The sequence below is a fragment of the Pseudomonas sp. R2-37-08W genome, from assembly GCF_003851705.1.
GTDB lineage: Bacteria > Pseudomonadota > Gammaproteobacteria > Pseudomonadales > Pseudomonadaceae > Aquipseudomonas.
Genome location: NZ_CP027728.1, coordinates 4,348,511 through 4,360,000 on the forward strand (window position 1 = coordinate 4,348,511; position 11,490 = coordinate 4,360,000).

General features: G+C 57.1%; 12 protein-coding genes and 2 rRNA genes (1 of these 14 running past the window's edge). 4 read left to right on the forward strand and 10 right to left on the reverse strand.

Annotation, left to right across the window (positions count from 1 at the left end; all coding sequences use genetic code 11):
- Window positions 1–13 precede the first annotated feature (13 nt).
- The 7 genes from C4J93_RS19995 to C4J93_RS20025 form a co-directional block, all read right to left on the reverse strand.
- Window positions 14–1,057, reverse strand: coding sequence for a hypothetical protein (locus tag C4J93_RS19995; protein ID WP_124368043.1), 1,044 nt, complete (start codon window positions 1,055–1,057; stop codon window positions 14–16).
- 179 nt (window positions 1,058–1,236) lie between these two features.
- The gene (gene flgE / locus C4J93_RS20000) at window positions 1,237–2,547 is read right to left on the reverse strand and encodes a flagellar hook protein FlgE (RefSeq protein ID WP_124364032.1); all 1,311 of its coding nucleotides are present in this window, start codon (window positions 2,545–2,547) and stop codon (window positions 1,237–1,239) included.
- A 31-nt stretch (window positions 2,548–2,578) separates the two neighbouring features.
- On the reverse strand, window positions 2,579–3,298 hold the full coding sequence (gene flgD / locus C4J93_RS20005; protein WP_124430298.1) for a flagellar hook assembly protein FlgD: 720 nt from the start codon (window positions 3,296–3,298) through the stop codon (window positions 2,579–2,581).
- A gap of 16 nt (window positions 3,299–3,314) precedes the next feature.
- Window positions 3,315–3,758, reverse strand: coding sequence for a flagellar basal body rod protein FlgC (flgC, locus tag C4J93_RS20010; protein ID WP_024076985.1), 444 nt, complete (start codon window positions 3,756–3,758; stop codon window positions 3,315–3,317).
- Between the two features lie 3 nt (window positions 3,759–3,761).
- On the reverse strand, window positions 3,762–4,169 hold the full coding sequence (gene flgB, locus C4J93_RS20015; RefSeq protein WP_124430299.1) for a flagellar basal body rod protein FlgB: 408 nt from the start codon (window positions 4,167–4,169) through the stop codon (window positions 3,762–3,764).
- Between the two features lie 306 nt (window positions 4,170–4,475).
- On the reverse strand, window positions 4,476–5,303 hold the full coding sequence (gene cheR, locus C4J93_RS20020; RefSeq protein ID WP_124364034.1) for a protein-glutamate O-methyltransferase CheR: 828 nt from the start codon (window positions 5,301–5,303) through the stop codon (window positions 4,476–4,478).
- Between the two features lie 42 nt (window positions 5,304–5,345).
- On the reverse strand, window positions 5,346–6,278 hold the full coding sequence (locus tag C4J93_RS20025) for a chemotaxis protein CheV (protein ID WP_124430300.1): 933 nt from the start codon (window positions 6,276–6,278) through the stop codon (window positions 5,346–5,348).
- Window positions 6,279–6,353: 75 nt separating this feature from the next.
- Here C4J93_RS20025 and flgA point away from each other — a divergent pair, with 75 nt between their 5' ends.
- The 4 genes from flgA (at window position 6,354) to C4J93_RS20045 (ending at window position 8,947) form a co-directional block, all read left to right on the forward strand.
- The gene (gene flgA, locus C4J93_RS20030) at window positions 6,354–7,118 is read left to right on the forward strand and encodes a flagellar basal body P-ring formation chaperone FlgA (RefSeq protein ID WP_124430301.1); all 765 of its coding nucleotides are present in this window, start codon (window positions 6,354–6,356) and stop codon (window positions 7,116–7,118) included.
- A gap of 140 nt (window positions 7,119–7,258) precedes the next feature.
- Window positions 7,259–7,582 carry a flagellar biosynthesis anti-sigma factor FlgM gene (gene flgM, locus C4J93_RS20035; RefSeq protein ID WP_124368048.1) on the forward strand — a complete coding sequence of 108 codons (324 nt, stop codon included), beginning with the start codon at window positions 7,259–7,261 and terminating at the stop codon, window positions 7,580–7,582.
- Window positions 7,583–7,630: 48 nt separating this feature from the next.
- Window positions 7,631–8,101, forward strand: coding sequence for a flagella synthesis protein FlgN (locus C4J93_RS20040; RefSeq protein WP_124368049.1), 471 nt, complete (start codon window positions 7,631–7,633; stop codon window positions 8,099–8,101).
- A 96-nt stretch (window positions 8,102–8,197) separates the two neighbouring features.
- Entirely contained in the window at window positions 8,198–8,947 is a 750-nt protein-coding gene (locus C4J93_RS20045) for a flagellar brake protein (protein ID WP_124368050.1), read from the forward strand.
- A 60-nt stretch (window positions 8,948–9,007) separates the two neighbouring features.
- Here the strand turns inward: C4J93_RS20045 and C4J93_RS20050 are convergent, their stop codons facing one another.
- The 3 genes from C4J93_RS20050 to C4J93_RS20060 form a co-directional block, all read right to left on the reverse strand.
- Window positions 9,008–10,381: an MFS transporter gene (locus C4J93_RS20050; protein ID WP_124368051.1), complete on the reverse strand. Its 1,374-nt coding sequence runs from the start codon at window positions 10,379–10,381 to the stop codon at window positions 9,008–9,010.
- A 393-nt stretch (window positions 10,382–10,774) separates the two neighbouring features.
- Window positions 10,775–10,890 (reverse strand): 5S ribosomal RNA (gene rrf, locus C4J93_RS20055).
- A 165-nt stretch (window positions 10,891–11,055) separates the two neighbouring features.
- Window positions 11,056–11,490 (reverse strand): 23S ribosomal RNA (locus C4J93_RS20060); it runs 2,457 nt beyond the window's last position.

Here is an 11,490-nt window from a genome sequence, read left to right on the forward strand (position 1 = left end):
CGTTCGTGCGCGGCTAAAACAATACGGTTGCGATACCCGCCTGAGGCACACCGCCTCGACGGCCCCACAACTCAACCCGCCCGTTGATCACCGCCATGGAATGCCCCCCGTACGCGACTGTACCCACCTTGCTGCTTCGCAAGTCGGCATCCGTAGCCTGCCTGTAATGATTCCTGAGCCCCAAACGGTCTAACCCTTCACGAGAGTACTCACCATCGTTCACACTTTTCATCGCTTCAATAAAACCCTTCCCAGCCGTGCCATCGTTGTTCTCCATTTGTGCCCGCTTGGCACTCATCGCAAACATGAAGTTGGCATCAGTCATCATTTGTGGATCATCACCCTTAAATCGTGCATAGGTTGCCGCTTGTTGCAATTCGTCCTTGGTTAACTTGTAGACCTTGTCGCTGTCCCTCATGACCACCTCGTAACCATTGGCGGTCTCTTTCACACTTTTGTAGATGTCTGTCGGTTTCTGGCCGAAATGCATCATGGCGGCCTTTATTGCAGAAACGGTAACGCAATTGCCATCAGGCCCCTGGCTGAACCCACTCCAGATATTGTCCGGCTTTTTCCCCGGATTACTGTTATCAGGCTTGTAATTGAAATGCTTTGAGCCTTCGGTAATCGGCTTGTTGCTCATGGACTCGACAGGACCAAATCCCTCCGGGCTCACTCTACCGCCGCCACCTCCTCCACCACCGCGACCTCCCGGCGGCGGCGGGGCAGGCGGTGCTACATCATCATTGGGAAACCATTCCTCCAGCATCCGTTTGAGGAACTCAAGGAATTTGTCATCCGCTTCCTGGATCAGCTTGTTAAGCACTTCCTTGAATTTCTCATCACCCAGTTTCTGGCGCAGCTCATTCAACTTGTCGCGCAAATCCTGAGCCGTCTGGGTCTTGGAGCCTTGTTCGGCATCGAACAACTGGTTGAGTAATGTCTTGACCGCGGACACTTCACCAGCAGGTTCGGGGGGAGCTGACTCCCTACGCGCAATGACCGGTACATGATTTATGCGCCCAGCACCTGGCGCAGATATTCCTGAGCTCCACATTCCAAGCCCTCCTCACTGATTCTTGAGCCCCCCAGGGCCGTTGCCCGATCAGTGGTGCGCCAGGATTGAAGCGTTCCTTCTCAAGCATTTCCGGGCGTTACCCGATGTGCCGCAGGCTATTTTCTTACGCCCACAAAAAAGCCCCTCCTAAGAGGGGCTTCTTGTCGAGCGCTACCGCATCACGTCATCTGAATGATGGTCTGCATGATGGTGCTCTGGGTGGAAATGGTCTTGGCGTTCGCCTGGTAGTTGCTCTGGGCCTTGATCAGGTCCACCAGTTCGTTGGTCAGGTTGACGTTGGAGTTCTCCAGGGAGTTGGCCACGATCGAACCCAGTGTGCCGGCTTGCGGAGTGTCGTACCCAGGCTGGCCCGAAGCGAAGGTCTCTTTCCAGGTGGTGCTGCCGCCGGGTTGCAGGCCTTGTTCGTTGTTGAAGCTGGCCAGCGAGATCTGGCCGATGGCCTTGCTCTGCTGATTGCTGAAGGTGGCGAACATTACGCCGTTGCCGTCGATCTTCAGGCCGGTGATCTGGCCGGTGGCATAGCCATCGGTGACCGGAGGGTTACGGTAGGTGGCCGAATTGTATTGGGTAATGTTGGCCATGTTGACGGCAATCCCGCCCGGGTTGGCGTTCGCGCCGTTAGCCTTCCACACACCATTAGTCACTGTGCCCGGCACCCAGCCTGCAACGGTGAGCGTCTTATCGGACACACCACCGGTCACCACGCTGGTGAGTTTGCCCGCGCCATCGAAGGTCAATGTCGACGCCACAGGCGGGGTCGACGGGGTGCCCGTCGGTGCCGAACCATCAGGATTGCGACCGTCGATCAGGGTATAGGCATTCCACTTGTTGCCGTCGGTTTTCACCAGGTACTGCACCATTGGGTGCGCGTTGCCCTGGGAGTCGTACAAAGTGGTGCTGTATTGAGTGGTGAAGGTATCGGTCTTGGTCGGGTCGAACGGCTTGGCCGTTTGGTCGATCACAGGCTCCGAGGAATTCAGGTTACTGGTGGAGTCCACCTTGGTGGACGCCTTGGGCGGCAGGTTAGTCAGGTTCAGTTGCAGGTCGGTGAGCCCGCCCTTGATGATTTTGCCGTCATCATCCGCCGCGTAACCCTGCAGGCGCGAGGTACCCGTGTTGTTGGTGATGAAGCCGTCTTTGTCGGCACGGAAGGCACCGCTGCGGGTGTACTCCAGCGAACCGTCGCTGCCCTTCTGTACAAAGAAGCCACCGCCCTGGATCGCCATGTCCAGGATACCGCCGCTGCCGTTAACGTCACCCTGGGTGAATTGCTGGGATACCGCCGCCAGGTTCACACCATTGCCGATGCTGTTCTGGCCGGTGCCCAGTTTGGACGCCGCGTAGATATCCGCGAACTCTGCACGAGACGACTTGAAGCCCGTGGTCGCGACGTTGGCGATGTTGTTGCCGGTCACGTCCAGTTGTTTGTTGGCCGCATAGAGGCCGCTAAGGCCGATATTAAAAGACATGTTTCTCTCCCTCTGCCGTATTTAGCCGGCTCTATGTACCGATAGTCTGAATTTGCGACAGCTTGACGCTGCCCATGCCGCCTGCCAGGTTCAGCAGCATCTCGCCGCCGGTCTTGCTCAGCGTCACGCTGGTGACGGTTGCCGGCAGCGAAGTGGCCAGGGCAACCGCGTCGCCTTTGTCATTCTTGGTGGAGGCCGCGAATGTGTAGGTACCGGCTGGGGCCACCTCACCCGCGTCGTTCTTGCCGTCCCAGATAAAGTCCGAAGTCCCTGCGCTCTGGGCGCCCAGATCGAGGGTGCGCACCACGTTGCCGTCTTTATCGGTGATCTTGACCGAGACGTTGCCCGTCGCCGCTGTCACCGCCACCGAACCGGTCATGCTCTTGCTGGTATCGACCAGCGCCTTGTCGGTCTGGGTGATGATCGAACGTCCGACCAGCGACGAAGCCTGCAGCGCCTGGGATGAGCTGAAGTTGCTCGAGATGTTATTCACCGAGTCATTCAGGGTGTTGATGCCTTCCAGGCTGCTGAACTGCGCCAGCTGGGCCACGAACGCACCGTTATCCTGTGGCGACAAGGGGTTCTGGTTTTTCAGCTGGGTCACCAGCAATTGCAGGAATGCATCTTTGCCGAGGGCCTGGTCGCCGGTGGCGGCCTTGGAAACATTCGCTACATTGTTTGAAGCGTCCTTGACCTTGGAATTGAAGAGGTCCTGGACTGCCGTATTGTTCGACGTATCAACGATGGCCATTATTTGGCGCCCCTTATCACTGACCCAGGGTCAGGACCTTCTGCATCATGGTTTTGGCGGTGTTCATCATTTCCGCGTTGGTCTGGAACGAGCGACTGGCGGAAATCATGTCGGCCATTTCCTCGACCACGTTGACGTTGGGGTAATAGACGTAACCCTTTTCGTTCGCCGCCGGATGGTTGGGCTCGTAACGCGCTTCGAGGTTGCTCTGGTCTTCGACCACACCCAGTACCTGCACGCCTTGGCCGGCAGCATCCTGGTTCTGGAACAACGAATCACTGCCGCCGCTCTGGCCGCCCTGGAACATGGTGGCGAACACTGGATGCCGGGCACGGTAAGTCTGGTCGATGCTCGAAGACACGGTCTCGGCGTTGGCGATGTTACTGGCGACGGTGTTCAAACGCGTGGTCTGCGCGCTCATGCCACTGCCGGCAATATTGAAAACACTGGACAGGGACATGGCTTATTCTCCACGCAGGGCTGACATCAGCCCTTTGAATTTGCTGTTGAGCAGGGTAAAGCTGGCCTGGAAACTCACCGAGTTTTCGGCGTAGTTCGATTGTTCCAGTTGAGCATCGACGGTGTTCTGGTCGATTGATGGCTGCATTGGCGTGCGATACAGCAGCGACTCGTCACCACTGCTCAGGCCTTGCGCTTCGATATGACGGCTGTTGGTCATGTTCAAGGCGAAGGTGCCGTTCTTGGTCTTGTCCTGCTGCGCGGCGAGCACGGCGGAGAAGTCCAGATCCCGAGCCTTGTAGTTCGGGGTATCGGCGTTGGCAATGTTGTTGGCCAGGACTTCGGCACGCTGGGCGCGGAAGCCCAGGGCTTGTTCGTGGATACCGAGCGCTTTATCGAAGCTGATGCTCATGGCGGAAACCTTTAGGCTGACCTGCTATTCGTTAACAGGGCTATAGCAAGGTGCATGCCAATCTGCGGGGGGCCCATATATCAAGGGCTGGCGGGGAGGTTGCCGGTGGCAATGCCAGAAAAGCGGCAAGTACCTTCCGCGTGGCGTCAGTAAAGCGGCAATACGATTTGCCGCTTCCGGTGGGATGGTGGCAAAACAAATGTGGGAGGGGGCTTGCTCCCGATGGCGGTGTATCAGTGATAAAGATATCAACTGAACCACCGCTATCGGGGGCAAGCCCCCTCCCACATTTTGACTGCGTACTGCCTATTTGGCCTGGTAGATGATTCCCGGGCTGCACTGCACCATCTGGTAGTGATCCGGCAATCCGTTCAAGGCTTCCGAAGCGCCGAGGAACAGATACCCGCCACGCTTGAGCGTGCCATGGATGCGCAACAGGATGTCTTTCTTCACTTCGGCCGAGAAATAAATCAGCACGTTGCGGCAGAACACCATGTCGAACTTGCCCAGGCTGGCGTAGCTGTCGAGCAGGTTGAACGAGCGGAACTCCACGCGATTCTTGATCGGCGCCTTGATCGCCCAGCGCCCTGCCCCTTTCGGATCAAAGTAGCGCTGCAGACGCTCCGGGGACAAACCCCGGCCCAGGGCCAGGCTGTCGTATTCACCCGTCTTGCAGTTGGTGAGCATGGTGCCGGACAAGTCAGTCGCGACGATTTGCGCGCCGGCCTTCAACTGTCCCATGTTGGTCCGTTCGAACTCGTCGATGGACATCGAGATCGAATACGGTTCCTGTCCGGAAGAGCACGCCGCCGACCAGATACGCAGGCGCTGGCCCGGGCTGGCCTTGATGGCCGCCGGCAGCACTTTGTTCTTGAGCACCTCAAACGGGTAGGTATCGCGAAACCACAGGGTTTCGTTAGTGGTCATGGCATCGACCACCATCTCCTTGAGCCCGCTGCGCGGCTGCCCCTGGATCCGCTGGACCAACTCACCCAGGGACTTGATGCCCTGCTGTTCCATCAGTTTGTTGAGACGGCTGGATACCAGGTATTGCTTGTTTTCACCGAGCAATATGCCACAGGCTTTTTCCAGGAAGACCCGGAACTGTTCGAAATCCAAATTACCCGTAGACAATGATACCGCCTCTTAAATCGTGTGACCGCCAGGGGAAATCCCCTAGCCGTGATCTGCTGCCTTGATCCGGTCGACTACCCGGGATGCGAGGTCATCAGGCCGGAATTTAGCCAGGAAGTCATCTGCGCCGACCTTCTTGACCATTGCCTGATTGAATACCCCCGACAACGAAGTATGCAGGATGATATGTAATTTTTGCATGCGTGGATCGCTGCGTATTTCAGCTGTAAGGGTATAGCCGTCCATTTCCGGCATTTCAATGTCGGAGATCATCATCAGAAATTCTTCTTCCGGCTTCTTGCCCTCATCGACCAGCTTGCGCAGGTAATCCAAGGCTTGGCGTCCGTCATTGAGGGCCACCACATCGACGCCGATGGTTTGCAGGCAGCGCGTGACCTGCTTGCGGGCGACAGAGGAGTCGTCCACGGTCAACACGCGCAGGGACACCGCCTTGTGCGCTGTCTCGGCATCCACCACACCGACCGAGATGGTCTCCGACGTGGGCGCCACTTCGGCGAGAATTTTCTCTACGTCGATGATTTCCACCAACTGGTTATCAACCCGCGTCACGGCCGTCAGGTAATGATCGCGCCCGGTGCCCTTGGGCGGCGGATGGATCTCTTCCCAGTTCATATTGACGATACGTTCCACCGAGCGCACCAGGAACCCCTGGGTCTTGGTGTTGTATTCGGTAATGATGACGAACGGGCTCTGACGGTCCTGCAAACCAGCGGAGCCGGTAGCCATTGCCAAATCAAGAATCGGAATGGTTGCGCCACGGATATTGGCTACGCCGCATACCACCGGACTGGATTTAGGCATGATCGTCAGCTTGGGACACTGCAACACTTCCCGCACTTTGAACACGTTAATGCCGTACAGCTGCTTGCCGTCCAGGCGAAATAGCAACAACTCCAGGCGATTCTGCCCTACCAGCTGTGTGCGCTGGTTTACTGAATCCATTACTCCTGCCATGCCCAGACTCCTAAATCCCAGAGGTACGATGCGTACCCAACACTAAACGGCACGAGCTTTGCAATTTGCTTGGCTATGGATATTAAAATGACAGTTTCCCGACGTCCAAGCCGCCCAAAGTACCGCAGACTGCTCTGCGCCGCGATGGCGCTGCTTGTCTGGGGCGTGGGCGTTACGGCTCGTGCCGACAACGTCACCCTGCCTGATCTACTTATCGGCGTCACCCAGGGCTTTCTTGAATTCACTGTAGAAGATTATCTGGCGGCCACCCAGACTCCGGGGCGCTATGAAATCCAGGTCAACCCATTGGACCCGCGTCTGCGCCTGCCAATGTGTGACAAGGAATTGACAGCCACCCTGGAAAGCCCCGCCCAGCCCATCGGTCGGGTAACCGTTAAAGTCCGCTGTGAGAGCGCCTCCCCCTGGACGGTGTTTGTTCCGGCCCAGGTCAAATTGTTCCGCGACGTGGTCGTGGTGGCGCGCCCTTTGAAGCGCACCGGCATTATTGGCTATGACGATGTTGTGCTGCGTGAGCGGGATATCAGCCTGATCAACCAGGGTTACCTGACATCCCTGGACCAGGCTATCGGGCAGCGACTCACCCGACCAATGGTCACCGATCAGGTGATCACGCTGGTGCATCTGGAGCAGGCGGAAGTGATTCGCAAGGGTGACCAAGTGGTGATTTCCGCCAGCAGCGGCGGGTTGAACGTAAGAATGCCGGGGGAAGCGCTGTCCAATGGTGGTATGAGCGAACAGATCCGGGTCAAGAACCTCAACTCCAACCGTGTGATCAAGGCACGGGTGACGGCCCCCGGCCAAGTCGAGGTGGCGCTATAGAGACTGGAATCAATTGCCCGCTTTTCCTACACTGTGGGTTGGATGCCGCGCCGTACAGGTTTATTGTCACTAAAGCCTAAAGTTTGTTTGGGTATGGCCGAAAACATGGCAAGCGTCCACTACCCAGAGGTTTTTTTATCATGGTCATTGATTTCAATCGTTTGAACAGCACTCAGCCCTTACCAGGCAACACGCGCACCAACGGTACCAAGGACAGCGTAGAAGCCAAGTCCCAGCCCTTGCCCGCCAAGGCAGAGCAAGCAAGCGCGAGCCAGAGTGGGGAATCGGTACACCTGAGCAATGAGGCTCAACAGTTGCAGAAGGTCACTGACTCGCTGCGCGATCAACCGATTGTCAATAAAGCCCGTGTGGCCGAGTTGAAACAGGCAATCGCCGATGGCACTTATACGGTCGACAGCAACCGTGTAGCCAGCAAGCTGCTTAACTTCGAAGCCGAGCGCTAGGCAAAGGCCTGCGCTGGGCTTCTGGACGCTTAAAACCCAAGGCCAGCCATGCACCACGACGAACATTTGCTTCAACTGATCATTGATGATCTGGCGCCGACGCAGCAATTGCTCGAGCTGCTCAAAGAGGAATCCCTGGCCCTGTATGGCCGGGATATGCCTTTGCTCGAAGAAATACTGGCGCGCAAACAGTCGCTGATTGTGCTGCTCGAACAGCACGGCAAGAAGCGCAGCGAAATCCTCACCAGCCTGGGCCTGCCCGCCGATCACGACGGCCTGGCACAGCTGGCGAGTCATTCTTCGGTCGGCGATCAATTGCTGGCGCAAAGCAAAGAACTCAATCAGTTGCTCGCCCAGTGCCAGGAAGCCAATCTGCTCAACGGCCAGTCGATCCAGCTTCAGCAAGCCACCACCGCCAACCAGTTACGCATCCTTCACGGCGGCGAGCCACCGGCCCTGTATAACGCCCAAGGTTCCACTTCACGCCTGGTCAAGCCAAGCACCCGCAGCCAAGCCTGACGCCGGTTTACAGCGCGAGCTATCCAAGGTGCGCTACATACTGGCAAAATGCCGGTTCTTGCGTGTAGTCGTATTTTGCCTGGAGATGGAACAACTGTGTTCAACGCCCTTAATGCGGAAGATGCACCGCAGCCACCGAAGGTCCTCACCACGCCTCTGGAAATCGCCAGCACTTTGCGAATGCTCCAGGAAAGCCATGATCCATTGATCATCACTTTCCACGAACGCAGCCAACGCTTCCAAAGCTATCTGGTGGATATCGATCGGGATAACAAGACGCTGGCACTGGACGAAATGATCCCGCGCGATGGTGAACGTTACCTGGAAAATGGCGAGCCCTTCCGCATCGAGGGTTTCCATGATGGCGTGCGGGTCGCCTGGGAAAGTAACGGCACGCTGAGCATCAGCGAAAAAGATGGCCACCGTATCTACACTGGCAGCATGCCCGGCGAGGTGGTCTACCATCAACGTCGTAACGCGTTCCGCGCTGCATTGAAGCTGGCGCAATTGGTGAACATCGAACTGGGCGGCGAGAAGCTCAAGGCACCGTTCAATGGCAAGCTGCTGGATATCTCGGCCACCGGATGCAAATTGCGCTTTGAAGGCGACATTTCCGACCGCTTACAGCTGGGCCAAGTCTATGACCGCTTTGTCGCCGCGCTGCCGTTCGGCAACATGACCACCGCTGTCGAGCTGCGTTACCTGCATTTCGAAGACAAGATCAACACCACCTTCGCGGGTGTGCGCTTCCATAACATGAGCGGCCTGGTGCAGCGCCAGGTGGAGCGTTTTGTGTATCAACTGCAGCGCGAAGCTCGACGCTTCGACAAGGATGACGATTTTTAAGCCTTGGACGCAGCTGTAAAAAAACGGGCAGATCCTGATGGGATCTGCCCGTTTTTTCGTTCAGGGGCGTGCCCTGCTCAAATCATGGGGATGATCGTCCGGGTCCGTTGGCTCCGGTGGCGTCTGCGCAGCCGGCTCGTCCACCGTGGGTTCGGGCTCTGGCTCAGGAACAGTGGCCTGCATCTGCTCCTGTACCACCTGCTCATCTACCCGTGGGTCAAGGGCGGCCACCAACGGCGAACTGGACATGCTGTCAGGCATTGCCACGTGATGCAGCGGCGCATCGTCTACCTGGTGCAGGTTAGTCACCGCCTTCGGCCGAATACGCCATACCAGGATCAACGCACACAAACTGAAGAAGGCGTACAGCATCTGGCTGCCAAACAGCTTCATCAGCACGCCCGCCAGAAGCGGACCGATACTGGCCCCAATGCCGTAAGTCACCAGCAACATAGCGGTCAGCGACACCCTGCGATCCCCTTCCACATGATCGTTGGAAAACGCCACTGCCAACGGGTAAAGACAAAACTGCACGAGTGAACATAGGAAGCCCGCCACAAACAGCATTTCCAGAGGGACCTGGGTCATGATCGCCAGAGGCAACGCCGCCACCGCCAAACACAAGGCAAAGCAGCGAATCAACAGTGCGCGGTCATAGCGGTCCGACAACCAGCCCAGCGGCCACTGCACGAGCAGTCCCGCAAAAATACAGGAGCCCATGAACAAACCGACCTGTTCGGTCGTCAACCCCTGCTGGGAGGCATAGAGCGGTGCCAAGCCGTAGAACGAGCCGACGATCAGCCCTGCCCCCAGCACTGTGCTGAGCGACTGGGGCACACGCTTGATAAAGAAACGCGGCTCCATCGGCGCCGGGTGCAATGGTGCCGGGTGAATGCGGCGGGTCATGGCCACCGGCACCAGGCACAGGGCGAAGCACAGCGCCACCAGCATCAGCAGCTCAAGACCCAGGTGGGGATGCATGACCAGGATCAGCTGGCCCAGCACCAGACCGAGGTAGGAGGCGATCATGTAGCCGCTGAACACTACGCCGCGCTGCTTGGCATCGGCCTGCTCGTTGAGCCAGCTTTCGATGACCATGTACTGGCACATCATTCCCAGGCCCACAATCACCCGCAGCACGATCCACGCCGGTAGCCAATCGATCAAGCCATGACCCAGCACAGCCGCACCGACGATACCGGCGCAGGTAGCGTAAGCGCGTATATGGCCAACACGCGCAATCAAACGGTGTCCGATCTTGCCGCCCAGCACCAGGCCAAAGTAGTTGGCCGCCATCAGCGCACCGACCCACAGGCTATCGACGTTATCCGCCGCCAAACGCAAGGCCAGATAAGTACTGAGCAGGCCGGAGCCGATCAGCATCATCAGGGAAGCGAAATAGAGGGCTCGAAAAGATTTCCAGATTTGGCGCATCGGCGTTCCGAGCGGCTCCTTGCAGTGAGGGGACAGGGCTATCGGCATGATAGTCCGCAGTGGTCGGGTCCGGACAGGCGGCATGAGCCGTTTCCGGGATTATTTTGCTTAACCGTTCAGACGCTGTATGCGTGTCTGCGAGGTACATGAAGTGGAGATAAATATACAACGCACCATCTGTGAACCTTGATCATAGCCAAGGTTCGACTGGTCTTTGGGTATCTGCCATAAAAGGCCAGAATAGAGCGCTCTATAGGATATAGAGCCTTACCGGTACGTTCGCATTGGCGTCGGCGATCTCGCGAGCAGGCTGGCGTTTGCAAGAGGTGTGAGGGTTTCGACCGCCCAAAACAAAACCCCACCTGCTTTCGCAAATGGGGTTTCGGAATTTAATCTTGACGATGACCTACTCTCACATGGGGAAACCCCACACTACCATCGGCGATGCATCGTTTCACTACTGAGTTCGGGATGGGATCAGGTGGTTCCAATGCTCTATGGTCGTCAAGAAATTCGGGTACTGAGTCGTGACCATGTGGCCTCGCTTCAGCAAATTGGGTATGTAATAGAAGTCGGTGTTTTGTGAGCATCGAACTTTCGGTTCATTGCGTCTTCACACACCGCAATCTGGTTGCTCTGGATTAAAGAGCCGACGCAAATTGCTTGGGTGTTATATGGTCAAGCCTCACGGGCAATTAGTATTGGTTAGCTCAACGCCTCACAGCGCTTACACACCCAACCTATCAACGTCGTAGTCTTCGACGGCCCTTCAGGGGACTCAAGGTCCCAGTGAGATCTCATCTTGAGGCTAGTTTCCCGCTTAGATGCTTTCAGCGGTTATCTATTCCGAACATAGCTACCCGGCAATGCCACTGGCGTGACAACCGGAACACCAGAGGTTCGTCCACTCCGGTCCTCTCGTACTAGGAGCAGCCCCTCTCAAATCTCAAACGTCCACGGCAGATAGGGACCGAACTGTCTCACGACGTTCTAAACCCAGCTCGCGTACCACTTTAAATGGCGAACAGCCATACCCTTGGGACCGGCTTCAGCCCCAGGATGTGATGAGCCGACATCGAGGTGCCAAACACCGCCGTCGATATGAACTC